At 69.6% G+C, this 24659-nt stretch carries 28 protein-coding genes and 1 tRNA gene; 15 read left to right on the forward strand and 14 right to left on the reverse strand.

Annotation, left to right across the window (positions count from 1 at the left end):
- Positions 1–295: 295 nt before the first annotated feature.
- The gene (locus tag EXE51_RS16465; RefSeq protein WP_049931970.1) at positions 296–1477 is read left to right on the forward strand and encodes an aspartate kinase; all 1182 of its coding nucleotides are present in this window, start codon (positions 296–298) and stop codon (positions 1475–1477) included.
- Between the two features lie 203 nt (positions 1478–1680).
- Here EXE51_RS16465 and EXE51_RS16470 read toward each other — a convergent pair whose 3' ends face one another.
- Positions 1681–2154 (reverse strand): hypothetical protein, encoded by a 474-nt coding sequence (locus tag EXE51_RS16470; protein ID WP_089308530.1) that lies wholly within the window; start codon positions 2152–2154, stop codon positions 1681–1683.
- Between the two features lie 178 nt (positions 2155–2332).
- On the opposite strand from EXE51_RS16470, the gene EXE51_RS16475 reads away from it, so the two are divergent.
- Complete coding sequence (locus EXE51_RS16475; RefSeq protein WP_086216142.1) at positions 2333–3196, forward strand: hypothetical protein; 864 nt, start codon at positions 2333–2335, stop codon at positions 3194–3196.
- Positions 3197–3223: 27 nt separating this feature from the next.
- Here the strand turns inward: EXE51_RS16475 and EXE51_RS16480 are convergent, their stop codons facing one another.
- The gene (locus tag EXE51_RS16480) at positions 3224–3802 is read right to left on the reverse strand and encodes a hypothetical protein (RefSeq protein ID WP_049931973.1); all 579 of its coding nucleotides are present in this window, start codon (positions 3800–3802) and stop codon (positions 3224–3226) included.
- A gap of 813 nt (positions 3803–4615) precedes the next feature.
- Here EXE51_RS16480 and EXE51_RS16485 point away from each other — a divergent pair.
- Together EXE51_RS16485 and EXE51_RS16490 are read left to right on the forward strand one after the other, a co-directional pair.
- Complete coding sequence (locus EXE51_RS16485; RefSeq protein WP_049931974.1) at positions 4616–5188, forward strand: magnesium transporter; 573 nt, start codon at positions 4616–4618, stop codon at positions 5186–5188.
- Positions 5185–5760, forward strand: a complete 576-nt coding sequence (locus EXE51_RS16490) for a magnesium transporter (protein WP_086216141.1) — start codon at positions 5185–5187, stop codon at positions 5758–5760. Before EXE51_RS16485 ends, EXE51_RS16490 begins: the two co-directional genes overlap by 4 nt.
- A gap of 63 nt (positions 5761–5823) precedes the next feature.
- Here EXE51_RS16490 and EXE51_RS16495 read toward each other — a convergent pair whose 3' ends face one another.
- Positions 5824–6267: a hypothetical protein gene (locus EXE51_RS16495; protein WP_049931978.1), complete on the reverse strand. Its 444-nt coding sequence runs from the start codon at positions 6265–6267 to the stop codon at positions 5824–5826.
- A 66-nt stretch (positions 6268–6333) separates the two neighbouring features.
- Between EXE51_RS16495 and EXE51_RS16500 the strand changes: the two genes are divergently transcribed.
- The 4 genes from EXE51_RS16500 (at position 6334) to cgi121 (ending at position 11222) form a co-directional block, all read left to right on the forward strand.
- Positions 6334–7011: a class I SAM-dependent methyltransferase gene (locus EXE51_RS16500; protein WP_137693113.1), complete on the forward strand. Its 678-nt coding sequence runs from the start codon at positions 6334–6336 to the stop codon at positions 7009–7011.
- 96 nt (positions 7012–7107) lie between these two features.
- Entirely contained in the window at positions 7108–8004 is an 897-nt protein-coding gene (locus EXE51_RS16505; protein WP_137693114.1) for a hypothetical protein, read from the forward strand.
- 168 nt (positions 8005–8172) lie between these two features.
- Positions 8173–10632 carry an ATP-dependent DNA helicase gene (locus tag EXE51_RS16510; RefSeq protein WP_137693115.1) on the forward strand — a complete coding sequence of 820 codons (2460 nt, stop codon included), beginning with the start codon at positions 8173–8175 and terminating at the stop codon, positions 10630–10632.
- Positions 10629–11222, forward strand: coding sequence for a KEOPS complex subunit Cgi121 (gene cgi121 / locus EXE51_RS16515; RefSeq protein WP_089308527.1), 594 nt, complete (start codon positions 10629–10631; stop codon positions 11220–11222). The genes EXE51_RS16510 and cgi121 overlap by 4 nt, the downstream gene beginning before the upstream one ends.
- A 95-nt stretch (positions 11223–11317) precedes the next feature.
- On the opposite strand, the gene EXE51_RS16520 is transcribed toward cgi121, so the two are convergent.
- Positions 11318–11390: transfer RNA gene (locus tag EXE51_RS16520), tRNA-Gln, on the reverse strand.
- A 295-nt stretch (positions 11391–11685) separates the two neighbouring features.
- Between EXE51_RS16520 and EXE51_RS16525 the strand changes: the two genes are divergently transcribed.
- Positions 11686–12279, forward strand: coding sequence for an IMP cyclohydrolase (locus EXE51_RS16525; RefSeq protein ID WP_086216688.1), 594 nt, complete (start codon positions 11686–11688; stop codon positions 12277–12279).
- A 180-nt stretch (positions 12280–12459) separates the two neighbouring features.
- The gene (locus EXE51_RS16530) at positions 12460–14589 is read left to right on the forward strand and encodes a S9 family peptidase (protein ID WP_137693116.1); all 2130 of its coding nucleotides are present in this window, start codon (positions 12460–12462) and stop codon (positions 14587–14589) included.
- Between the two features lie 18 nt (positions 14590–14607).
- On the opposite strand, the gene EXE51_RS16535 is transcribed toward EXE51_RS16530, so the two are convergent.
- The 4 genes from EXE51_RS16535 to EXE51_RS16550 all read right to left on the reverse strand — a co-directional run bounded on the left by EXE51_RS16535 (position 14608) and on the right by EXE51_RS16550 (position 16414).
- Positions 14608–14982, reverse strand: coding sequence for a helix-turn-helix domain-containing protein (locus EXE51_RS16535; RefSeq protein ID WP_049931986.1), 375 nt, complete (start codon positions 14980–14982; stop codon positions 14608–14610).
- A gap of 55 nt (positions 14983–15037) precedes the next feature.
- The gene (locus tag EXE51_RS16540; protein ID WP_049931988.1) at positions 15038–15277 is read right to left on the reverse strand and encodes a hypothetical protein; all 240 of its coding nucleotides are present in this window, start codon (positions 15275–15277) and stop codon (positions 15038–15040) included.
- A 76-nt stretch (positions 15278–15353) separates the two neighbouring features.
- Positions 15354–16040 (reverse strand): DUF5828 family protein, encoded by a 687-nt coding sequence (locus EXE51_RS16545; RefSeq protein ID WP_086216691.1) that lies wholly within the window; start codon positions 16038–16040, stop codon positions 15354–15356.
- A 122-nt stretch (positions 16041–16162) separates the two neighbouring features.
- Complete coding sequence (locus EXE51_RS16550; protein ID WP_049931991.1) at positions 16163–16414, reverse strand: hypothetical protein; 252 nt, start codon at positions 16412–16414, stop codon at positions 16163–16165.
- 127 nt (positions 16415–16541) lie between these two features.
- Here EXE51_RS16550 and EXE51_RS16555 point away from each other — a divergent pair, with 127 nt between their 5' ends.
- Positions 16542–16922, forward strand: coding sequence for a cupin domain-containing protein (locus EXE51_RS16555; protein ID WP_049931992.1), 381 nt, complete (start codon positions 16542–16544; stop codon positions 16920–16922).
- Positions 16915–17589, forward strand: a complete 675-nt coding sequence (locus tag EXE51_RS16560; protein WP_049931993.1) for a hypothetical protein — start codon at positions 16915–16917, stop codon at positions 17587–17589. Before EXE51_RS16555 ends, EXE51_RS16560 begins: the two co-directional genes overlap by 8 nt.
- 50 nt (positions 17590–17639) lie before the next feature.
- On the opposite strand, the gene EXE51_RS16565 is transcribed toward EXE51_RS16560, so the two are convergent.
- The 4 genes from EXE51_RS16565 to EXE51_RS16580 form a co-directional block, all read right to left on the reverse strand.
- The gene (locus EXE51_RS16565; RefSeq protein ID WP_049931995.1) at positions 17640–19526 is read right to left on the reverse strand and encodes a carbon starvation protein A; all 1887 of its coding nucleotides are present in this window, start codon (positions 19524–19526) and stop codon (positions 17640–17642) included.
- 265 nt (positions 19527–19791) lie between these two features.
- Positions 19792–20745: a TRC40/GET3/ArsA family transport-energizing ATPase gene (locus EXE51_RS16570; protein WP_049931997.1), complete on the reverse strand. Its 954-nt coding sequence runs from the start codon at positions 20743–20745 to the stop codon at positions 19792–19794.
- A 28-nt stretch (positions 20746–20773) separates the two neighbouring features.
- Positions 20774–21070, reverse strand: coding sequence for a hypothetical protein (locus EXE51_RS16575; RefSeq protein WP_049932143.1), 297 nt, complete (start codon positions 21068–21070; stop codon positions 20774–20776).
- Positions 21071–21164: 94 nt separating this feature from the next.
- Positions 21165–21371 carry a hypothetical protein gene (locus EXE51_RS16580; RefSeq protein WP_049931998.1) on the reverse strand — a complete coding sequence of 69 codons (207 nt, stop codon included), beginning with the start codon at positions 21369–21371 and terminating at the stop codon, positions 21165–21167.
- Between the two features lie 165 nt (positions 21372–21536).
- Here EXE51_RS16580 and EXE51_RS16585 point away from each other — a divergent pair, with 165 nt between their 5' ends.
- The gene (locus EXE51_RS16585; RefSeq protein ID WP_137693117.1) at positions 21537–22853 is read left to right on the forward strand and encodes a GTP-binding protein; all 1317 of its coding nucleotides are present in this window, start codon (positions 21537–21539) and stop codon (positions 22851–22853) included.
- A gap of 27 nt (positions 22854–22880) precedes the next feature.
- Here the strand turns inward: EXE51_RS16585 and EXE51_RS16590 are convergent, their stop codons facing one another.
- Complete coding sequence (locus EXE51_RS16590) at positions 22881–23120, reverse strand: hypothetical protein (RefSeq protein ID WP_049932002.1); 240 nt, start codon at positions 23118–23120, stop codon at positions 22881–22883.
- Positions 23121–23216: 96 nt separating this feature from the next.
- The gene (locus EXE51_RS16595; protein WP_086220239.1) at positions 23217–23543 is read right to left on the reverse strand and encodes a hypothetical protein; all 327 of its coding nucleotides are present in this window, start codon (positions 23541–23543) and stop codon (positions 23217–23219) included.
- Positions 23544–23601: 58 nt separating this feature from the next.
- Between EXE51_RS16595 and EXE51_RS16600 the strand changes: the two genes are divergently transcribed.
- Both EXE51_RS16600 and upp read left to right on the forward strand, forming a co-directional pair.
- A complete protein-coding gene (locus EXE51_RS16600; protein WP_086216696.1) occupies positions 23602–23841 on the forward strand; it encodes a hypothetical protein in 240 nt (79 codons plus the stop codon).
- A 93-nt stretch (positions 23842–23934) separates the two neighbouring features.
- Positions 23935–24612, forward strand: a complete 678-nt coding sequence (gene upp / locus EXE51_RS16605) for a uracil phosphoribosyltransferase (RefSeq protein ID WP_049932007.1) — start codon at positions 23935–23937, stop codon at positions 24610–24612.
- The last annotated feature ends 47 nt before the right edge of the window (positions 24613–24659 follow it).

Genomic DNA, 24659 nt, shown 5'->3' on the forward strand with positions numbered 1-24659 from the left:
CCGCGCTCTCTGACCGTCGTCTCCCCACATTCCCGGCGATTCCGGACGTCGGTGATCGTTCGTCTCGTTTTATTCGTAGTATAACAACTGAACCGGACGATTCGGCGATTCGGGCGACCCTTGTCGAAGAAGATACTGTTATCCGGCTTCCTCCGCTACGGAGTCGCATGTTTACCGATCGCTCCCGCCGACCGACCCGGAATTCCGGCGTCGGCTCGGCACCCGCCGTCCCGCTCGCCCGCCGCCGACCGCTCGCCGGAGACCGACCCTCTCGGACCCGCGACGGGGTAGCCGCATGCGCGTAGTCGCGAAGTTCGGGGGAACGAGCCTCGGCAGCGGCGACCGGATCGAGCGCGCGGCCGACTCGGTCGCGAGCGCGGTCGCGGCCGGCCACGAGATAGCGGTCGTCGCGAGCGCGATGGGGTCGACCACCGACGACCTCCTCGACGACATCACCTTCGAGACGGACGACGCCGACCGCGCGGAGATCGTCTCGATGGGCGAACGCACCAGCGTCCGCATGCTGAAGGCCGCGCTGTCCGTCCGCGACGTCGACGCCGTCTTCCTCGAACCCGGCCACCCGGATTGGCCGGTCGTCACCAACGAACTCGGCGAGGTCGACGTGGCGGAGACGAAGCGGCGGGCGGAGGAGATCGCGGCCGATATGGACGGCGTCGTCCCGATCATCACTGGGTTCCTCGCCGAGGACCACGAGGGCAACGTCACCACGCTCGGGCGCGGCGGCTCGGACACCACCGCCGTCATGCTCGGCAACTACATAGACGCCGACGAGGTCGTGATCGTCACCGACGTGGAGGGCGTGATGACCGGCGACCCCCGCGTCGTCGAGGGCGCGCGCAACGTGGGCGAGATCACCGTCGACGAGCTGCGCAACCTCTCTTTCCGCGGCGCCGAGGTCGTCGCGCCGTCTGCGCTCTCGTACAAGGACGAGGGGCTCGCGGTTCGGGTCGTCCACTACCAGCACGGTGACCTGCTCCGCGGCGGCACGCGGATCGAAGGCGAGTTCGAGAGCCTGATCGACATGCGCGAGGAGCCGCTCGCGTGTCTCACCATCGCGGGGCGAGCCATCCGCAACCGCCCCGGGATCCTCTCGGAGCTGTCGAACGCGCTGCGCGCCGAGGAGGTCAACATCGACGCGGTCGCGTCCGGCATGGACTCGGTCACCTTCTACGTCGACGTCGACATCGCCGAGACCGCCGAGGCGTTGCTCCACGAGGCGGTCGTCACCGACGAGGCCCTCTCCTCCGTCACCGTCGCCGACCCCATCGCCGTGATCCGCGTCACGGGCGGCGAGCTCCCCAACCAGTCGGGGGTCATTCAGGACATCATCGCGCCCATCGCGGACGCCGGAATCAACATCATCGACCTGATCACGAGCGCCACCTCCGTCGCGGTGTTCGTCGACTGGGACGACCGAGAGGAGGCCCTCGAAATCGTCCAAGAGCGCTTTGACTAAGCCTCGCGGGGATCGACGACCGCGACTCTGACCGGATCGGTGGCTGCGACCCTGACCGGATCGACGACCGCAACCCTGACCGGATGGGCGGCTGCGATCCTGATCGGATCGGCGACCGCGACCCTGACCGGATGGGCGGCTGCGATCCTGATCGGATCGGCGACCGCGACCCTGACCGGATGATAAACCCCGAAGCGTCCGCCTCAGCCGCTTTCCGCCGGATCGAACCGGTACCTCGTCGTCGCCGTGCCGTCGATCCGCGGCCCGGATCCCGCCGCCTCGAAGCCGAACGCCTCGACCACTTCCGGACCGACCCCGTCGGCGGGGACGATGACTTCGACCGACATTCCCTCTCGTTTCGCGAAGCCGACCGGCTCCTCGAACAGCCGCTCGACCGCGGCCGCGGTGCCCTCGAAGTTCGTCACGTGAACCGTCCCGTCACGCACGTCGAACGCGATGAACCCGGCGACCGCGTCGACCGGGGTGTCGTCACCGCCGTCACCGTCGCCGCTCGGCTCCGACGGCGAGGGCGCTCCCCCCGATTCCGACCCGGCGTCGTCTGTCACCGCGACGCGAACCGACCGGTCGTGGATCATGTTCCGAGCGACGCCGCGGGGTCGGCCCGTCATCGACCCGACGGCCGCGGCGTCGGCCTCGACCGCGTCACGAACTCGCATACGTCAGTACTCTCGGCCGACGGCATAAAATCGCCGCACGGTTGGCGTCGACCGGATGATTTTAACGACGGGCGGACGGATTGTCTCGCATGTCCAAATCGACCCAGATCGTGGTTGGCACGGTCGGCGTCTCGGCCGTCCTCTCGGTGCTCATCATCCTCTCGTACGTCCTCGGCTGATGTTCTCGCCCCGGGCGCTCGACGACGATATTGAAGCGGTCCGCGATCACTACGCACCGGGATCGCCGGTCCTCGACGTCGAGTCCGACTTCGAGACCCTCCCGCCGGCCGCCGCGGAGGACCTCGGCCTCTTTGTCGACGCGCTCGACCCCGCGTCGTACCCCGCCGAGTGGCTTCCCGAGGCGGTCCCGGACCTACTCGGCAAGCACGCTGGCCCGGCGTTCACCGTCGGACTCCCCGGCGACGGGACGGTCGTCCGGACCGCACAGACCGATCCGCCCGCGGTCCTCGTCAAGCGACGTGCGGAGGGGACGCCCGAAGACTTCCTTGCCTTCCTCGTCGCCGAGCGGCTAGTCCAGATCGACTGCGACCCGGCTCCGGGCGCAGTGAGCGGCGGAGACTCGACCGGGCTCCCCGAGACGTTCCTCCCCTTCTTCGGCGAGCGCTACCGCGACCTCGACGCGGCGATCCGCCGCCCCGACCCGGAGACGGGCGCGTCGACGACGGGATTCGGACCGGCGGACGTGTTCCAGGTTGCGAACGCGCTGTTCGACGCGTGGGTCGGCCTCCACACCCGCGACACGTTCGCGTCGTGGGAGTCGGAGCACCCCCGGCTGTACGACGCGTGGGTCGACGCCGGCAAGCGGCTCTCCGGCCGGCTCGGTGAGCTCTCCGGCGAGGTCGCGCGCGGCGACACGGAGTTCCCGAGCGCGACGGAGTACGCCTGCTCGGCGGTCAAACACGACCTCGACCTCCCGGCGCCGTACGCCGCCCTCGACACGACCGCCTACCGGGACCGCGGGGCCGCCTACGCCGTGGCGTGGACAGAGAAGACGTTCGCGGCGCTCCTCGACGAGAGCTGACGCTTCCTCGCGGCGGCAGACCGCCGCTCAGACGTCTACGACGACGTTCCCGTCCCCGTCGAGGTCGATGACGCCGTCGAACAGGTCGCGGAACCGGTCGAGCGTCGCGACCTCGTGGACCTCTTCGGAGAGGTGGAAGATACCGACCGCGTCGTGCTCGTCGAGGAGGTCAAGGATCTCGCTCGCGGCGTCGTACACCGCGTCGTCGTCGGCGTAGTAGGCCATCTCGGTGAGCGAGTCGACCGAGACGCGCCGCTTCCCCTCGTTCTCGGTGAGGAACCGCTCGACGCGGTCGACGACGCCGTCGAGGTCGTCCGGCGCGGAGACGTAGTAGACGTCGTCGGCGGTCCGTCGCGAGTAGCCGCGCTCGACGGAGAGCGTGTCGAGGATCGTCGCCTTCGTCTCGTCGACGTCGTAGTACTCCAGCTTCTGTTCGACCTCGCGGGCGGTCGTCCGGGTCGAGACGACGAGGAACGCGTCGGTGTCGGTCTTCAGGAAATCGGTGTCGATTCGGTCCGTCTCGCCGATGCTCGGGTGGACGAGCAGGAGTCCCGTGCCACCCGGTATCGCTTCCGGTCCGTTCTCGATCGCGAGCGAATAGTCCATGGGATCGGCAATCACGCGACCGACTTAACGGTGCGGTCGACGGGCTAATAATTAAGTCAAATAGAATACACCTGTGGTTGAGCAAATGAGCGATACGTCTTCTGGGACATACGACGCTGTCATCGTCGGCGGATTCTCCGGCGTCGTCACCACGATACTCGCCGTCCGTGAACTCCAGGACGTTGATCTGTAAGTCGACCCGCTGGATCCGGACGGGTTGGGTGGCCTCAGCATCACCGGATACTTTTCGATTCGCACTACGCTCACGTTCTCGACGGGGTCGCTACTTCTCCCCCCCGCGTTCATTTTCGTCCGGGGAAACGCCCCCTCGCGGTTGGTCTCTGTGATCGCCGCCGGTTTCGTCGGAACGATTCTCGTTTCGTTCCTCTACCCGACTCGACTGACCAATAGAAGGCCCAACAGCACAGCGACTCGAGATTGGAGGAACTCCGCAAAGAGCATCCGACAGGCGAAACTGGCGCCCTCAGCTACTCGAAAATCGAATCCAGTGACGAAAACACGGAATTACTGAATCGAATGGAACTAGACAGAGTCCGTCGGGAGTAGCAGGACTACCAAAATCTACGGCTCTATCCGTTTCAACTGAGTAGCCTCCTGAAACTGATCTCGTCGCTCGTTCTCCCGATCCTGTTCCTCGTAATTGATTCGTACGTACTCTGCGTCTCCACCGCATTCGCCCCCTTCGTTTCATCTGGAGATCGCCGTCACGGACCGATGAGTTGTGACAAGTCTCGATCCTGCGTTCAAACGCGTCGGTCGGTTTTTTTGCCCCGCCCGTCGTCGGTGCGTTCGATGCCCGGGCACGACTCCGCGCGCGACATCTACCGGCAGGCGGTCCCGGTGATAACCGTCAGCCTGATCGCCGGGCTGTTCGCGGGGACGATACTCGCCTCCGACGCCATGCGCGCGAACATCGCGGAGGTCCCCGGGCTCCTCCTGTTGCTCCCGGCGTTCCTCGCCACCCGCGGGGGAGTGTACGGCTCGCTCGGCGCCCGGCTCTCGACCGGGCTCCACCAGGGGATCATCGAACCGCGGTTTCAACCCGACCGGCGACTCACGAACGCGGTCGTTGCCTCCTTCCTGAACGGAATGACCGTCTCCGTGTTCATCGCGGTCGTCACCTACGCGACGCTCGTCTTGTTCGGTGACGGCGGGAGCCTCTTCCAGCTGGTCGGCGTGATGGTCGTCGCCGGCTTCCTCTCGGCGGTGCTGATGATCACGGTGCTCATCGCGGTCATCTTCCTCGGCTACCGCCGCGGGCTCGACCCAGACAACGTCATCGGACCGGTGGTCACCACGCTCGGCGACGTGTTCGGGGTGTTCTTCCTCTTGGTCGGCGTCGCCGCCGTGGGGGCGCTGTCGTGACCGACCCCGAGTCCACCGCGGTCGACGAGTGGTCGGTCCGACGGATCGTCCGGACGATGATCCCCCTGCTCGCCGCGCTGTCGGTGCTTCAGCTCGTCTCGGGGACGGTACTGGAGACGTACGAGGCGGTACTGCTCAGGTACCCGGCCCTGCTAGTCCTCGTTCCCGTCCAGATCGGGACGGCCGGCAACCTCGCGTCGATCACCTGCTCGCGGCTCACGACCCAGCTGTACCTCGGGACCTACGAGCTCAGCCCGTCGAACCCGGCCCTCCGGGCGAACGCGGGCGCGGTGTTCGGGCTCGCGGCGACCGTCTTCGGCGCCGTGGGAGTCGCCGCGTGGGCGATCGGGCTCGCGCTCGGCGGGTCGCTCGCGCTCGGCCGGGTGCTGCTGATCTCGTTGGTCTCCGGGCTGTGCCTCGCGGTCCTCGTCGTCGTCGCCAGCGTCGCCGCCGTCGAGGTGTCCTACCGCGTCGGGCTCAATCCGGACGACACGACGATCCCCGTGGTGACGAACCTCTGTGACATCGCCGGCGTGCTGATCCTCTTCGCAGTCGTCTCGGTCGTGCTGTGAGGCCGGAGCGAGCGGCACGGCGCGACCGCGGCGCCGTGACCGCGACAGCGCGCCACGCCCCTCTCAGAACACGCTGTCGGCGGTCGCCGCGCCGACGACGCTGAACATCGCGCCGACGGCGACGGCCTTCGCCGTCGTCGCCACCACCGCGCCGTCGCCGATCCCACCCTCGACGAGGAACGTCTGCGGGGCGTCGAAGATCAGCGCGAGCAGGAGCACGGACCCGAACGCCACCGTCATCAGCGAGACGAAGCGGGTCGGGATCCCGACGAAGTCCGGCTCCTCGTCGACGTCGCGTCCGGTGTCGGCCCGGTACAGCGCGGCGTACCCGATCAGTCCGACGAGCGCGGCGGTCACACCGGCTTGGACCCAGTTCATCCCCGCGGCGAGCTCCCAGACCTCCGCGGTGACGACGAACGGCCCCGCGAGCAGGAAGCCGCCGACCGACTGCTGGGCGATGTCGGCCACCCGGAAGTTCGGTCGGCGGAGCGCTCGCGGTCGCTTCATACCCACCGGCGGGAGCGGAGCCGGTAAAACACCGCCGTTTTTCACCGCTCTCCCCGTTCGGCCGGTATGAGCGTCCGCGAGGAGTTCGACGAGTGGGCGGCGAGCGGGAAGGACCGCGGGATGGAGGACCGCCACTGGCACACCGCGAAACACGTGTTGGCCCGCATGCCGGCCGAGGCGGGCAACGCCGTCCTCGATCTGGGGACCGGCTCCGGCTACGCGCTCCGCGCGCTCCGCGAGCGGGGGATCGACCGCGGCTACGGCCTCGACGGCGCCCCGGAGATGGCCAGCAACGCCCGCGAGTACACCGACGACGACGCGGTCGGCTTCCTCGTCGGCGACTTCGACGAACTCCCCTTCGCCGACGACTCCTTCGACCACGTCTTCTCGATGGAGGCGTTCTACTACGCGGCCGACCCGGTCCACACCCTCGAAGAGGTCCGCCGCGTGCTGAAGCCGGGCGGTACCTTCTACTGCGCGGTGAACTACTTCGCGGAGAGCGAGACGACCCACGCGTGGCAGGAGAACATCGCCGTCGAGATGACGCTGTGGAGCCGCGAGGAGTACCGCGAAGCGTTCCGCGAGGCCGGCCTGTACGTCGCCGAGCAGGACGCGATCCCGGACCGCGAGACCGAGATTCCCGACGCCTCCGAGTTCCCGACCGAGGGGTACGAGACGCGCGAGGCGATGGTGGACCGCTACCGGACGTGGGGGACGCTGCTGACGGTCGGTGTGGCTCCCTGAGTCGGTCCGTCGGGATTCGACCTCCCGTGGCGGCCGGTGCGAGACGAACAGTTGATCTCCCAACCGTTTTACCGAGTCCCACAGTCGTCTCCCTCAATGGACGTCCGCCGTGCCCTCCTCGGCCGTCCCGACGGTCGCTTCCGTATCGCCGGCACCGTCGGTCTCGTGTTCGTCTTTGCGTTCGTCCTCTACGCCGCCTACTGGCGGTCGAACGCGGCGTACGGTGCGAGTACGGAGGTGACCACCCAACTCGGTGCCATCCGCGCGGTCGCCCCGGAGATCAGCGACATCGGTCACTCGCGTGCCACCGCCGTCCTCTACCTGCCCGCCGCGGCGATCGCTATCCTCGTTCAGTATCACGGTGGCGCCGCCATCTACACGCTCGCAGCGGGGCCCGCCATCCCGGTCGCGTCGGCTCTCGCGTGTGCGGCGTTCAGCCCCTTGCCGGACGTACTGGAGATGGAGGTCCTCGGCGTCACGCTTCCGACTCACCTCCGGCTCGGCCTCGCGGTCGGCGCCTTCGCCGTCGTCGTCGGTTCTGCCCTCCGTCGATTGAGTCCCCCGAGCGAGCGTTCAGCGTCGGAACGCTTCTTCGGCTCGTCGGGGGAGCGGCACAGAGCGGTTGTCGTCATCGCTGTCGCCGCCGTTCTCTCGGTCCCGTCCACGTTCTGGTTATATGCCTCCTATCCGACCTACCAGCCGTTCGGGTACGCCGTGTTCGGGGCTCCGATCGCGGCGCTCGTCTACTGGTACCGGGGCGGGATCGCACTCGCGTGGCTCGGTGACGCCGCGGCCGTCTTGGGACACGCAACCGCGATCGCGTTTATCGCCGATTCGCCCGACTACGTCCTCGATCCGGCCTTCTTCGTTCCCGCGCTCGCCGTTGCGACCGCGCTCGGGTCGCTCGGCGCGGGCGTCGCCGTCGGCTTTCGAGGACTGTACGTGGTCGTCAGCCGCCGGGACGCTGTAGGGTCGGGATCGCACGGGGGGTAGGTCGCGAGACGGCGCCCTTGGTCTGCCCCCGGCCGCCAGCGACTCGCGCGCGCAGCTCGCGGCCTTCGCTTCGCTCCGGCCGCTCACCGACACGCGCCGCCGCGCGTTCTTCCGCTATGTTCGGCCCGTTCCGACGGTTTAAATCGAGGCGGGGCCCAGACTTCGGTAATGGAACCGAGTTCGCTCTCCGGGCTCCCCGCGGGCGTCGGCGAGGCGCTCGAAGCGGAGGGCGTCGCGGAGCTGTATCCGCCGCAGGAAGCGGCGGTCGAGGCGGGCGTCACCGACGGCGAGAGCCTCGTCGCGGCGGTCCCGACCGCGTCCGGCAAGACGCTGATCGCCGAGCTGGCGATGCTCTCCTCCGTCGAGCGCGGCGGCAAGGCGCTGTACATCGTCCCGCTGCGCGCGCTCGCCAGCGAGAAGAAGGCCGAGTTCGAGCGCTGGGAAGAGTTCGATGTGACGGTCGGCGTCTCCACCGGCAACTACGACTCCGACGGCGAGTGGCTCGCCAGCCGCGACATCATCGTCGCCACCTCGGAGAAGGTCGACTCGCTCATCCGCAACGGCGCCCCGTGGATCGACGACCTCACCTGCGTCGTCAGCGACGAGGTCCACCTCGTCGACGACTCCCACCGCGGCCCCACCCTCGAAGTGACCCTCGCGAAGCTCCGCAAGGTGAACCCCGGCCTCCAGACGGTCGCGCTCTCGGCGACCGTCGGCAACGCCGACGTCATCGCGGACTGGCTCGACGCCGAACTCGTCGAGTCCGACTGGCGACCGATCGAGCTCCACACCGGCGTCCACTTCGGCAACGCGATCAACTTCGACGACGGGAGCCAGCGCGAGGTCCCAGTCGAGCGCGGCGAGGACCAGACCGCGAGGCTCGTCGCCGACGCCCTGGACACCGAGGAGGACGGCCAGGGCGGCTCCTCGCTCGTCTTCGTCAATTCGCGGCGCAACGCCGAGTCGTCGGCCCGCAAGCTCACCGACGTGACGGGGCCGCGGCTCACCGGCGACGAGCGCGACCGCCTCCGCGAGCTGGCCGAGGAGATCCGCGGCGTCTCCGACACCGACACCTCCGAGGACCTCGCCGACGCGGTCGAGGAGGGGTCGGCGTTCCACCACGCCGGCCTCGCGAGCGAGCACCGCAGCCTCGTCGAGGACGCCTTCCGCGACCGCCTCATCAAGTGCGTCTCCGCGACGCCGACGCTCGCGGCCGGCGTCAACACGCCCGCGCGCCGCGTGATCGTCCGCGACTGGCGGCGTTACGACGGCGAGTTCGGCGGGATGAAACCGCTCGACGTGCTCGAGGTCCACCAGATGTGCGGCCGCGCGGGCCGCCCCGGCCTCGACCCCTACGGCGAGGCGGTGCTGCTCGCGAACAACGCCGACACCCGCGAGGAGCTGTTCGAGCGGTACGTCTGGGCCGAGGCCGAACCCGTCCGCTCGAAGCTCGCCGCCGAGCCCGCCCTCCGCACCCACGTCCTCGCGACGGTCGCGTCCGGCTTCGCCGCCACCCGCGACGGGCTCCTCTCGTTCCTCGACAACACGCTCTACGCCACGCAGACCGACGACGAGGGGCGGCTCGCGGCGGTCACCGACACCGTCCTCGACTACCTCGAAGTCAACGGCTTCGTCGAGCGCGACCGCGACGGCGGGAGCGAGGGCCTCGCCGCGACCGGGATCGGTCACACCGTCTCGCGGCTCTACCTCGACCCGATGAGCGCGGCCGAGATACTCGACGGGCTTCGGACCGTCGCGGACGACGGGTCCGGGCCTGTCGGATCCGCGGACGCGGACGGCGAGTTCGTCGCGGCCCACGACCCGACCGCCGACGCCGACGACCCCGGGTTCACCACGTACACTCGCGCCGGCGAGGACGAACCGGACGACCCCGCCTCAGAGGGGCCGGCGTCGGCCGGCGACGCCGCCCCGGCGGTCACGCCGCTCGGACTCTACCACCTCGTCAGCCGGACGCCCGACACCTACGAGCTGTACCTCAAGTCGGGCGACCGCGAGGAGTACACCGAGGTCTGCTACGAGCGCGAGGCGGAGCTGCTCGGCGACACCCCCTCCGAGTACGAGGACGTGCGCTTCGAGGACTGGCTCGCCGCGCTGAAGACGGGGCGCCTGCTCGAAGACTGGGCTAACGAGGTGGACGAGGACCGGATCGCGGAGCGGTACGGCGTCGGCCCCGGCGACATCCGCGGGAAGGTCGACACCGCCGAGTGGCTCCTCCGGGCGGCCGAGACGCTCGCGCGCGACGTGGAGGGGATCGACGGCGACACCGTCGTCCAGGTGCGCGAGGCCCGCAAGCGGCTGGAGTACGGGGTCCGGGAGGAACTCCTCGACCTCGCGGGCGTCCGCAACGTCGGTCGGAAGCGCGCCCGCCGCCTCTACGAGGCAGGCATCGAGAGCCGCGCCGACCTCCGCGAGGCGGACAAGGCGGTCGTCCTCGGCGCGCTGCGGGGCCGCGAGCGAACCGCCGAGCGCATCCTGGAGAACGCCGGCCGCGAGGACCCCTCGCTCGACGGCGTCGACCCCGACAGCTCGGCCTCCGCGGCGGCGACCGCGGGCGCGGACGCCGACGGCGACGGCGACGGACAGGCCAGCCTGGGTGATTTCGGATGACCGACTCCGCGGCCGGCGGCGACGGGATGCCAGCGCCCGACCCCGGGGTCAGCCTCGTCGCCGGCACCTTCGCGATCGACGACCTCGACGCGTTTCTCGCGGACCTCGACGCGATTGCGGCCGATACCGGCGCGGTCGTCCAGGCGTTCGACGCCGACCTCGTCGTCTCCCCGACGCACCTCCGCGAGGCGGCGCGACTGGCGGCGCGGGCGATCGCTCGCGGCGAGGCCGTCGCGCGCGACCCGGGCGTCGAGGTCCTGCTGTACGCGGCCGGGCGCAGGCAGATCGACCGCGCGCTCGAACTTGGCGTCTCGGAGGGCGAGCGCGCCGCGGTCGTCCTCGTCGCGGACTTCGGTGACGTGTCCGGCGCCGACCGCCCGTCCGCGGACCTCGACGAGGCGACCGAGTCCGTTCGCGAACTCGCCGCCGACTCGCGCACCGACCCCGACGACTCCGGGCTTCCGGTCGACTTCGACGAGGAACGGGTGCGCGAGTTCTACGGAGTCACCGATCGCGAACTCACCGCGACTACCGGCGGTCTCGCCGATGTCGTCCGCGAGCGGGTCGCCCTGCTGGACGTCGAGAAGTGACGGCGGCCGCCCGCTCATCGGTACCCCTTCGTTTCAACTGGAAACCACGAGACGTGGACGCCACTCCGTTCCACTCGAAACGAAACCGAGAGAAGTAGTCCATCCTGGATTCGAACCAGGGTCGTTGCCCCCAGAAGGCAACAGGATTGGCCACTACCCCAATGGACTGCGCACCTACGGATAGCCAGTACGTGTTTGTAAGCGTTGCGCGTTGCGGTCGCCGTGCGATCGGTTGACGAGCATCGGCGGGCGCCGGCGGGCGTCGCCGCCCGCCCCCACTGTTGTCGTCGCCGTCCTGTCCCCACTGTTGTCGTCGCCGTCCCGTCCCCACTGTTGTCGTCGCCGCCCCGCCGTCACCGCCCCGCCGTCGCCGCCGGCAGATCATGAAGAAGGCATCTCGCCCACGGATCGCGTTCGTGCGCATATCGATGCGCTTTATGCGACTCGATACACACGAAAATGTATGTACGTCGGACGATTCGTCGTCGTCGCGCCCGGCATCGGCGGCTACCGCGTCTCTTCGCGCTCGTTCCCGAACCGCCGCGTCCGCGACCGCGGCGGGACGCTCACCGTCGGCCCGACCGCGGACGCGCCGGAGACCGACAACCCCTACGTCTCGTACAACTGCGCTCGCGCGGTCGAGACCCCGACCGAGGAGCCGCTGGCGGTCCTCGGCAACGGCTCGCACGTCGACCCGATCGCGGAGAAACTGGAGCGCGGGTACCCCGCGCGCGACGCGCTCGCCTCCGCGCTGCTCGCGCTCGACTACGAGAAGGACGACTACGACACGCCTCGCGTCGCCGGCGTGGTCGGCGCTGAGTCGGCGACGATCGGAACCGTCCGCCGCGACGCGCTCCTCGTCGAGGCCGTCGAGGAGCCGACCGTCGTCGCGACCTACGAGACGGACTCTCCCGAGCCGTACGACCTGACCGCGACCGACGCCGAGCCCGTCGCGACCGAACTGCTCGGCGCCGACCTCGAACACCCGGTCTGCGCCGCGGGCGCGACCGTCGACGCAGACGGCGTCTCGCTCGCGTTCGACAACGGCGGCGACTGAGCGACGGACGACTGGGCGCTGCCCACGGCGCGGGCTCGGCGTCGGCGTCGCTCGCGCCGCCGCCCGGCTTTCCGTCTCCTGACGCTCGCCTTTCCGTCCCCCGACACGCGGCCTTTCGCCTGTCGATCCTCGCCTTTCCGCCTCCCGACGCCTTTTGCCTCCCCCGTCCGACCCACACGCATGGAGCCGATCACCGCGGCCGACTACCACGACATCGCGGTCCCGTCCGACCCCCGGATCTCGCCGGGCGGCGACCGCGTCGCCTTCGTGCGCCGACAGCCGAACGACGACGACAGCTACGAGACGACGGTGTACCTCGTCGACGCAGCGGGCGAGGGCGAGCCGCGCCGCCTCACCCTCGCCGAGGGCGCCGACGCCGAGCCGCGCTGGAGTCCCTCGGGGGACCGCATCGCGTTCACCTCCACCCGCGGCGCGGCCGACGACCGCCAGCAGCTGTGGGTCCTCCCGCTCGACGGCGGCGAGGCCCGTCGCGTCACCGACGTGGTCGGCGGCGTCTCGTCGATCGCGTGGTCGCCCGACGGCGAGCGGATCGCCTTCGTCCAGTCCGTGACCGCCGACGACCGCGAGGCCGACCGCGACCTCGCGGTGCCGGACGACTACGAGCCCGAGGACCACCCCGACCCGCGCGTCATCGACTGGACCGTCTACCGCGCCGCCGAGCGTCACTTCGACGGCCGACGCCCCGGCGTGTACGTCGTCGACGCCGACGCGACGGTCGGCGGCGTCACCGACCCCGACCCGGCCGAGTCCGGCGCGGTCGACCGAGTCACGGACCGGGAGGCCGACTTCGCCGAGCCGTCGTGGGGCGACGCCGACACGCTGTACTACACCGAGGCGGTCGGCGACGACCCCGACGACTCCGTCGAGATCGCGATCCACGCCCACGACCTCGACGCGGGCGAGGCCGAGCGCGCCCACACCACGACCGGGTGGGGCGCCGACCTCGCGGCGACCGCGGACGGCCGCGTCGCGTTCACGCATGCGGAGCCGAAGCAGGTGTCGATGCAGCCGACGGACCTCCGCGTCCTCGACGTCGAGTCGGGCTCGGTCACCGACCTCACCGGCGGTGTCGACCGGGGCCTCGGCCGCGGGACGACCCCGCAGTGGGGGCCGGCCGACGAGACGCTGTACTTCGCGACGCCCGACGAGGGGAAGACGGCGCTGTGGCGGGTCCCCGCAGACGGGAGCGAGACGCCCGAGCGCCTGCTCCGGCCGGGGACCGTCTCGGGCGCGACCGTCGGGGGCGACGCCGACGCGGGTCCCGAGTCGGTCACCGTCGCGTTCGCCGCCAGCGAGTGGGACCACCCGGGCGACGCGTTCGCCTACGACGCTGCGGCCGACGAGACGACCCGCCTGACCGACCTGAACGCCGACTACCTCGACGAGCGCGCGGTCGGCGAGCCCGAGGAGCTTCGCTTCGAGTCCGACGGCGTCGAGATCCAGGGGTGGTTGCTGACCCCGCCGGTCGAGGCCGGTGACGCCGAGTCCGCCGACGCGGACGGTCAGTACCCGCTCGCGGTCGAGATCCACGGCGGCCCGCACGCGATGTGGTCGACCGCCGGAACGATGTGGCACGAGTTCCAGACGCTCGCGGCCCGCGGCTACGCCGTCTTCTGGTCGAACCCCCGCGGCTCGACCGGCTACGGCGAGGCGTTCACGCAAGCAATCGAGCGCGACTGGGGCGCGATCACGCTCCGCGACGTGATGGCGGGCGTCGAGACGGTCGCCGACCGCCCCCAGATCGACGACTCGAACGCGTTCGTCACCGGCGGCTCCTTCGGTGGGTTCATGACCGCGTGGGCGGTCGGGCAGACGGACTACTTCCGCGCGGCCGTCTCCCAGCGTGGCGTCTACGACCTCACCGGCTTCTACGGGTCGACCGACGCGGCGTACAAGCTCGTCGAGGGCGACTTCGACACGGTGCCCTCGGCGGAGCCGGAGTGGCTCTGGGAGCAGTCGCCGACGGGCCACGCCGACGCGGTCGACACCCCGACCCTGCTGATTCACTCCGAGGACGACACCCGGACGCCGATCTGTACGGCGGAGCTGTACCACCGACTCTTACGGAAGAACGGCGTCGACACCCGATTCGTCAGGTACCCCCGCGAGGGCCACGAGCTCTCGCGGTCCGGCGAGCCCGCGCACGTCGTCGACCGCATCGAGCGGATCGCCCGCTGGTTCGACGGCTACTCCGAGCACCACGACGCCGAGCGCGCGCTCGACCGCCCTGAGGACGACGGGCTGAGCGCCGGAGAAGAGCCGGAGGACTCGGCGGAGTCCGAGACGTAGTCGCCGCGAGCGACGCGATCAGCTCTCGTCCGGCTCGAACCCGTCGATGGCGTCGTGGACGTCGGCCACCCACTCGTCGAGGGCGTCGTGGAGCCGGCGCTTGGCCTCCGGCACGGGCGTCGCGGTGTACTGGTAGACGTAGCCGCCGGAGTCGAGCAGGCGGCGGCGGCGCTCGACGAGCCCCTTCTCGCGGAGCGTCGACAGCGAACGGTTCACGTTCGAGCGGTCCCGGTCGAGCGCGTCGGCGAGCTCCGACACGGTGCTGCCCGGGTACTCCAGCAGCGCGAGGTACGCGCGGCTCTCGTGGTCGCGCACGCCGAAGACACAAGAGAGGACGTGTTCGAAGGAGGGAGAGCCGTCGCCGACGAGGTCCTCGATTTCGGGGTCGCTCATGCGGGCCGATTCGTGCGCGGCGAGGTTAAATGCCGGTTTCTCCGACTCGGGGTGGTCACTCCTTGGCGGCGTACCCCATCTGGTCGATACAGCCGCGCATCCCTGACTCGTCGGCGTGCCGGTGGAGGTTCGTCGGCGTGTCGCAGTGGTACGTCTCCCCGTCGTATCGGAGGGCGACCTCGTGGTTGGCGCCCGCGACCTCGACGTCGACGAGGATCCGCTGCCCGTCGTTGAGCGCGTCGATGAGTTCGTCCACGGACAGCTCGCCCGCCTCGACTCGGAGTACCTCGCTCATGGGCTCGATTCAGCGGTGAGCGAGTTAAAGACGACCGATGTGGCTCCGCGTTCGCGGCCGCCCGACACGCTCCGCCTCACGTCGTCGTCGAGTCCGGCCCGCCCTCCTCGGCGGGCGGCTCGACGCCCTCGGCGGCCGCGACCTCGTCGGTCCGCTTCTCGGTCTCGACGTGCCAGCGGTCGATTTCGGACTCGTACTCGTCGAGGACCGCCGACACCTCCGATTTCAGCTCGTCGTCGTTGACGTTCACCTCGAAGACGAACGTCTCGCCGTCCTCGGCTCGGGCGACCTCCTGGATGTTGGCGCTGACGAGATCGTTGTCGAAGTAGTACGGCGCCACTTGAGTCATCACGTTCCGGTAGACGGCGTCCTCCACCTTCCGGATCGCCTTCCGACCGGCCGAGTCGGCCGCCCGGGCGACGTGTCCGATCGACTCGCCCCAGCTTTCGCGGGCGCTCTCGGTGTCGTTCTCCTCGACCTTCTCGTAGGACTCGGTGAGCTTCTCGCCGGCCGTCTGGAGGTCGTCGCCCGGCGATTTTCCCGCGCGCTCGCCCTCTCCCTCGTCGACGGACGCCTGCGCCGCGGTCTTCTCCGAGACGTCCTCGTCGATGCGCTCGTGGGTCTTGGGACGCCACTCGTCGAACTCGTAGTAGGCGTCGCTGTCGACGCCCACCTCCCGGAGCGCCAAGGCGATCCGCTCGCCGTGTTCGACGACGTCGCCCCAGTCCCCGCGCACCTTGAAGCCGGAGATGCTCTCTTCCATCGGTTGCCCTCATTACGGAACGGAGGGGTATAAGTCTCTCCGAACTGACGGGACTCGGCCGCTCGGTTCGCCGGCCGGAACCGCTACGGCGCGCGCCTCCTCGGCCGGGACCGCTACGACGCTCACCTGCCGTACGCGATCCGGCGCGCGACCGCGTCGAGCCGCTCTTTAACTTCGCCGAGGTAGCCGGCCGGCGACGCGCGCCGGACGGCGGACTCGTCGACTTCGATACGCTCGCCGCGGAACGGGTCGCGCTCGGCGCGCTCCTCGGGGGACTGGTCTCTCGCCACCGCCCCCACGACCGTCGACATCGAGCAGCGGCCGCAGGCCTCCGCCTCGACCGCGCCGTCCGCCTCGTCTCCTTCGTCTGTCATGGTCTCTCACATCACACGACGTGGTCCTCCCGGTTAAAACTCCGCCTCGGGAAAACGACGCCTCGGGGGCGCTCGCGCCCGCTCCGCTCCCGACGCCCTTTTCACTCGCTCCGTGGAATGCGTTCCCATGGGATATCGTGTCGTCGACGTCGACTCGGTCGACCCGGAGCCGGACCGGCCGTGCGAGTGTCGAAAGCTGTCCGATTCTGGAGGGCTCGACGCCGCGGCGATCAACCGATTCAGGGCCGCCCCCGGCGAGCAGCTCCCGCTGGCGTACCACTACCACGAGACCCAACAGGAGGCGTTCTACGTGCTCGACGGCACCCTCGCGATCGAGACCCCCGACGAGACATACGAGGTGCCCGCGGACGACCTGTTCGTCGTCGACCCGGAGAGCCCCCAACGGGCGTACAACCCGGCCGACGCCGACGCTCCCGTCACCGTGCTGGCGATCGGTGCGCCCCCGGCCGACGGCGACGCGGTCGCGTACGAGCCCGCCGATGAGTGAGCGTGCCGAGCCGGAGGCGGACGGCGAGGGGGGTGCCGACGCCGCGGACCCGGCGGGGGCCGACGACCGTCGCGCCCCCGAGGAGCTGCCGGCGGAGATTCGCGAGGCCGTCCCCGAGTACGACGACGAGTACCTCGACCGCGTCTCCGACCGGCTGATGTACAGCTACGACCTCGACCGCGACGCCGTCGTCGACGGCGAGCGCTTCGAGATGACCGCCGAGATGCGGGTACGCAATCAGAAGCAGTTCCTCCACCCGGCGCTGAGCTACGCGGACCACGACATGCGGGAGTACGTGTACGTCCGCCGGGTGTCGACCCCGAGCGTCGGGGAGCTAGAGCGACTGGTCGAGTTCGCTCACGACGTCGCCGACGAGCGCGTCGAGGGCCACGAGGAGCACTACGGCACGGACGTCACCGTCGTCGTCGTCGCCGACCGTATCCCGGACGACGTCGCCGACTTCGTCGCCGGGTTCAGCGACCGCACGCTACTGAAGTTCGGCTACTACGGCCACTACGAGGTGAACCTCGTCGCGGTCGCGCCCGACCGCGAGGCACTCGTCGCCAGCGAGAACGCTGACACCGCGGCCGCGTTCCGGCTGTGGGAACGGGTCGACTCGCCGGACGAAGGGTTCTTCTCGCGGTTCGCGAAGCGCTTCTGGCGCTGACCGTCGCCGGTCGTTCGGAAAAAAACCGCGCCGAACCGGGCCGATCTCAGTCAGTCGTCGCTCGGTTCTGCGGCCGCTCCGCTGTCGCTCCGCACGGTCGTGATGTTGTCGTAGCCGATCCGCACCAGCGACAGGGCCAGGTAGATGAGGACGAACGCGAGCCCCATCTGGACCACCGCCGATATCTGGCCGCTGAGTCCGGCCACGTTACCGAGGATGAGCTTCTGATAGAGGTTGTCCCACAGCGCCACCCACGACAGCCCGAGGACGGTGATCGTCACCATGATCGTCATCGGGACGCCGGTGGAGGCGAGCTGCTTGGACTCGTCCCAGTTCGCGAGCCAGACCGTGCCGGCGAGCAGCGCCAGCGCCGCGAGAAGCTGGTTCGCGCCACCGAACAGCGCCCACAGCGTCACCCACTCGCCGGAGATGACGAGCAGGTACGCGACGAGCGACTGGACGGCCGGATTCGTGTACCGGCCCTTGGCGATGCTCCCGAGGTCGGCGGAGAAGCCCGTCGTCGTCCCGCTCCCGGTCGTTCCGACGATCTCTTCCATCATGTACCGACCGAGCCGCGCCGCGGTGTCGGTCGAGGTGAGCAGGAAGCTCACCAACACGAGCGCCATGAACGGCGCGCCGACGCCCTGCGGGATCCCGAGGCTGGTGAGGATGATCCCCCCGCCGGTCGCGAAGTTCGGCAGCGCGCCGCCGATGCCGCCGCCCGCGGCCGCCGTGGTCGCCCCGGCCACCGCGAGCGTCGAGATGGCGACCGACGCGAGCAGCCCCTCACCGAGCATCCCGCCGTAGCCGATGAGGCGAGCGTCGCTCTCCTTGTTCAGCTGTTTTGCCGTCGTCCCGGAGGACACCAGCGAGTGGAACCCGCTGATGGTTCCGCAGGCGATTGTCACGAACAACAGCGGGAAAAGCGGCGTGATACCCCGGGTATCGACGGCCAATTCGCTACCGAAGAAGCCCATGTACGCGCCGATGGAGGGATCGACGGTCAGCGGCTGGGCCGAGGTGCCGAGCAGCGTTCCGACGATAATCGCGAGCAGCGCGCCGCCGACTCCCGAGTAGAGGAGGAACGACGACAGGTAGTCGCGGGGCTGAAGCAGCACCCACACCGGGAGCGCGCTCGCCAGTGTCGCGTAGACGAGGATGACCGGCACCCACGCGGCGACGTTCGGCTGGAGGATGGCGTCCGCACTCATCACCGCTCCGGGCAGCCACCCGCCGTTACCGAGGAACTCGAAGAGCACGATGGTCCCCTGGGGGAACGCCCCGGACTCCACCGCCGGGAACAGCGCGATCGGGTACTGGATACCGAGCCAGACGCCCGCGAACACGCCCGCGACGAACACCACCGTCCCCGGGAGGAACGGGCCGTCGAGCTGGTACAGGTAGACGCCGAACAGGAACGCCAGCGCGATGTACACGAGGCTCGCGGTCGCGGCCGAGGGGAACGCGTTCAACACGATCCCGACGACCAAGGCGAACACCGCCACCACGAGGATGATGGTGAGGAACGCGAACCACAGCAGCATGTCCTTGCCGCGTTCGCCGACGTACTCGCCGATGATGTAGCCGATCGACTTCCCCTCGTGTCGCATCGACCCGGACAGCGAGATGAAGTCGTGGACCGCTCCCATCAGCGGATTGCCGATGGCGACCCACAACAGCGCCGGCACCCAGCCCCAGATGGCTCCAGCGGTGATCGGACCGACGATCGGCGCGCCGCCCGCGATACTTGAGAAGTGATGCCCCAACAGAACCGGCTTCTTCGCCGGTACGTACTCTTGACCGTCCTCGTACTTGTGTGCCGGCGTCTCCCGCTCGTCGTCGAGATCGACGAAACGAGAGAGGTACCGCGAGTACCCCACGTATCCCACGGTGAACGTACTGAGCACGGCGACGACGATCCAAATTATACTTGTCATAAGGTCCCTGCCTCGTGGTATCGATTCACTATGTCGAACTTAAACGTTATCTTCGTTCATGACGATCGACGACTCCCCCGGATCGAGTAACGCTACTCACCGTCGAAACGAAGTTAATTTCTCTGACTAATAGGTAAAATCTGCCCAGATCGCCCGTCGACCCACCTCGCGCGCACCCGGACGGACCGCAGCCGCCGCGCGCGATCGAGTCGGATCGCCGCGCGCGCTCTCCCAGCTCGCGGCCGCGCGCTCGACTCCGACGGATCTACGGCTCCACGTCGAGCGACGCGGCCACGTCGGCGAGCACGTCCCCCCGGACCTCCGTCGTGCGCGACTCGATCTCGGCGACGAGCGGCGGGTCGAACCCCTCGCGGACCTGCGCGAGCCGCTCGCGCTCGGTCTCGACCTTCTCGCGGAGGTAGCGCGCTCCGCGCCCCTGCTCTCCCTCGTCGGGGGACGGCGTGAGCTTGTTCGCCACCAGCCCGCGGACCCGCAGGTCTCGCTCGGTGAACGCCTCGATGGCCCGTTCCGTCTCGTTGACCGAGAGCTGGTCGGGGTTCAACACGAGGAAGAAGGCGGCGTCTGTGCGCATCGTCTCGCCGGCGTACTCGAAGAACTCCTTGCGCTCGTTGAGCCGCTCGATCACGGGGTCGCCCTCCAGCAGGCGCCGGGGCTCCATGTCCCCGATCGCCGCCTTCTCGAACAGGTCGATCGACTGCTCGCGCTTGTACAGCAGCCGGTCGATCCAGTCGCCGAGGAACTCAGGGAGCCCGAGCAGCCGGAGCGTCGACCCCGTCGGGGCGGTGTCGAACACGACCCGGTCGTACGGCTCGCTCTCCGTGCGCATCACGTCGACGAACGCGTCGAACAGCGCCGACTCGTACGCGCCCGGCGTCCCGTGGGACATCTCCAGCTGGCGGTTGATCTCCGAGACCATCGCGGCCGACACCTGCTCCGAGAGCGCCTCGCGGATCTCCGTTAGGTGCCGCTGCATCTCGTCTTCCGGGTCGATCTCCATCGCGTCGAGCCCGTCGACGTCCGCGACCGACTCGGGCTCGTCGCCGAACCGCTGGTCGAACACGTCCGACACCGAGTGGGCCGGGTCGGTCGAGACGACGAGCGTCCGGAGACCGTCTCGCGCGCAGCGGTGGGCGTACGCGCACGAGACCGTGGTCTTGCCGACGCCGCCCTTGCCGCCGAAGAAGACGAACTGCTCCATCAGTCGCGGCGTGAGTGTCGTCCGGTCATCAGAAGTGGTACTGCTGCCCCTTCCGCTCTAGCAGCGTCTCGCGGTCCCACAGTCGCCGCTCCCACGCCTCGAACTCGTCTTCGAGGTACGGGAGCAGCTCGGCGGTGTAGTACGACACCGGCGACGGGATCCCGAACGCGTCCGGGAAACACGCCAGCATGAATTCGTCTTCGGCGTCCTCGGCCTCCTTCTCGATCTTCTCGTAGGCCGGGTGCGTGATCATCCCGTGGTACAGGCCCCGGACCCACTCCTCGAGGACCGCCCGGAACCGCTCGATCCGGTCTGCTACTGTCATCATTCCTCATGACACTCTTCCCCTGTTAAAACCTGTCGCGGTCCGGGCCGCCGAGGGGCGGACCGCGGCCGGATCGGCCTCGGCGGTCGCGGCGTCAGGCGGCGTTCCCGTCCGGAAGTTCGCCCGACGCCTCGTCGTTGTCGTCGCCGTCGTCGTCCAGTTCCGGGTGGTCCTCGCTACCGGGGCTCGGCGTGTGGATGTCGCTGTCGAGCGATCCCCAGACGAGATACAGCATCGCGGCGACCATCAGCACCGTCACCGAGACGCTGACGAGCGACACGGCGGAGGCGGACAGAACCATATCGCGAGTACGACGACGGCGGCGTATCAACGTATCGGCTCGGACCGGTCCAGCGTCGGTCTCACCCCCCCGGGCCGGCCCCGCGCGCCGCCCGGTTTTCGCCCCACCGCCCGAGTTTCCGTGTGTCGGCCGGGGGTTCAAGAGCGTCGTGTCCGATCCGCCCGTATGGACGACCGCATCCCGGTGACCGTGCTCTCGGGGGGACTCGGCGCGGGTAAGACGACGCTTCTGAACCACCTGCTCCGGAACGCCGGCGACCGCGACATCGCGGTCCTCGTCAACGACATGGGGGACGTGAACGTCGACGCGGACCTGATCGCCGAGGAGTCCGAGGTCGATGTCGAGGGCGTCACGGAGCTGTCGAACGGCTGTATCTGCTGTGAGCTTCAGGACGACCTCGAAAGCGCCGTGGTGCGGCTCGCGAACGAGCGCTCCTTCGACGCCCTGGTCGTCGAGTCTTCGGGCATCTCGGAGCCCGCGCCGGTCGCGCGGCTGTTCACGACCGAGTCGCGCGCGGCGGCCCGGTACCGGGTCGACGCGCTGGTGACCGTGATCGACACGCGGCAGTTCCTCGACGCGTTCGCGGGCGACGAGACGCCGGAGCGGCGCGTCGTTCCCGACGCCGGCGCCGGGGCCGCGACCGGCGACGAGGACAACGCCGACCGGCCGCTCTCGGACCTCCTCGTCGAGCAGGTCGAGGTATCGAACCTCGTGGTGTGTAACAAGGCGGACCTCTGTACCGACGCGGAAATCGACGAGGCGGTCGACCTCGTGGGCGCGCTCCAGCCCGACGCGGAGACGGTCGTCACGGAGTTCTCCGCGGTCGACCCGGACCGGATCCTCGGCGTCAGGCTGTTCGACGAGCGGGAACTCGGCGAACTCCCCGGCTGGAAGCGCGCGCTCGCCGAGGTCGACGACGCCGACGCCGACAGCGGGACGGACGACGACCACGCTCACGACGGCGACCACGGCCGCGACGGCGACCACGCCCACGACCACCGCCACCCCGACGAGGTGTACGGCGTCACCTCCTTCACCTACCGCCGCCGGCGGCCGTTCCACCCGGACCGACTCGCCGCTCTCCTCCGAGACCTCCCCGCCGACGTGGTCCGCTCGAAGGGGACGCTGTGGGTCGCAGGCACCGACCAGCGCCAGCAGGTCGGGCAGGCGGGTCGGTCGGTCCGCGTCGAGGCGCTCGGCCCGTGGATCGCGAGCCTGCCGTCGGTCGAGCGCGATATGCTCCGCTCGAACCGCCCGAAGCTAGAGTGGGACGACGACCACGGCGACCGCCGGACCGAGTTCGTCGTCATCGGCACGGGAGTCGACGAGGCACCGCTCGTCGACCGGCTCGATGACGCGCTTCTGACCGACGACGAACTCGCGGAGCTCGGCGACCCGGGGATCGGTGACGACCCGGTCGACGTCGGCCCAGCCCCGTTCCCGAGCGAGCAGGGCGCCGAGGTCGCGCTCCGGGAGCCGTAACCCCTCGACGCGACCGGCGGTCGGCGATCAGCAGGCGCAGTCGCCCCCGGTCGCGCGGGCGAACCGCATCGGGTCGCCGCAGTCGGGACACGTCGGCGTCCCCTCCGCGTCGCGGTCGAGCCCCTCGTCGTCGACGTCGACGTCGCGGACGCGGACGCCGCAGTCGTCGCACCAGTACGCCCCCTCGGAGCCGTCGTCGCCGGCGGCCCCGGGTGCCGTCCCCGTCGACCCCGCCAGCGCGTCGGTTACCGTCTCGAAGATGCCCATATCGTAATGATCCGCATCGATCATCTTAGTCCCCCGGTGTCGTGTAACCGATTCGCACAGCCGACCCGCGGAGGCCGCCCCGCGCTCGGCGCCCCGTCACAGCAGCGGCAGCGTGAGCGCAAGGAACGCGATCCCCAGCACGACCCCGGCGTACAACAGGCGTTCGAACCGGAGGTCGGCCGGGAGCGCCCCGGCACCGACCGGAGGCGCGGACCGGACGAGCTGTCGGTACGCGACGATGGTCACTCCGACGAACCCGAGCGCCGAGAGGGCAAGCGCGGCCGAAAGCGACAGCCCGTAGGCGAGGCCGTACAGCGGCCCGAACGAGAAGACCAGCGCGAACGCGAGCCCCGTCGTCACGAGGAAGGGGATCGGATCGATGGGGTCCCCGCGTCGGTTGCGGAGGCGGACCGGGCCGATCATGAGGGCCGTACGGCCCGAACGGACAAGAGCTAAGTGGCGCACAGCCGCGAATCCGCGTATGAGTGCCGAGGAGCGCACGGACGAGGGAGGCGACGAGGCCGGGATCCGCGAGGGCGTCGAGCGCTCCTCAGGCGATCCCAAGGTGCTGCTCGCGATGAACGCCGTGCTCTCGGCGTGGTTCGCCTGGATGATCGTCTGGGGGCTCGACTTCGTCGGGACGGCGACGCTGTCGCTCCGGAACGTCGCGACCCTCGCCGTGATCCTCTTCGCGGTGACGTACGTCGTCGCGCTCCGCTAGGTGCGGTCGCCGGAGGGGGCTGCCCTCCGGTCGCGGTCCGGCGAGCGCTCGATTCGCCACGTTTTAAGACCGTTCCGGGCGCGGTTCCGTATAATGACGATCGAAGACCGCGACGACGCGTACCTCATCACGCACGCGCTGGCGACGGACACCCTCTCGCGGCTGCGCGACGCCGAGACGGAACAGGTGGCGTTCCGGAAGGGGCTGGTGAAGCTTGGGCGGATCTGCGGCTACGAGATCATCGACGGCGCGATGGAGACGGAGTACGTCCCCGTCGAGACCCCGCTCGCGGAGACGACCGGCGAGCGCGTGAAAGGACTCGACGACGTGGTGATCATCAACGTCCTCCGGGCCGCGACCCCCTTCGTCGAGGGGCTGTTGAAGGCGTTCCCCCGCGCGAAGCAGGGCGTCATCTCCGCCGGTCGCGACGAGGCGGCCGGGATGACCGACGACGGCGAGTTCCCGATCACCATCGACTACGTGAAGCTCCCCGAGATCCGCCCGGAGGACACCGTCATCGTCGCGGACCCGATGCTCGCGACGGGATCGACGATGGCCGCCGTCCTCGACCACGTCCTCGACGAGGCCGACGACTTCGAGGACCTGTTCGTGCTCTCCGCGGTCTCCGCGCCCGCCGGCCTCGTCCGCGTGAGCGAGGCCGTCCCGGAGGCGGACCTGCTGACGGTCGCCATCGACGATCACCTCGACGACGACGGGTTCATCGTCCCCGGCCTCGGCGACGCCGGCGACCGGGCGTTCCGGACCGTGTGAACTCCTCGACAGCTCCCCCTTCCGGCCCCCCGTCGGCCCCTCTACAC

Origin of the sequence: Halorubrum sp. CGM5_25_10-8B, from assembly GCF_005435095.1 — an archaeon.
GTDB classification, from domain to species: Archaea; Halobacteriota; Halobacteria; order Halobacteriales; family Haloferacaceae; genus Halorubrum; species Halorubrum ezzemoulense.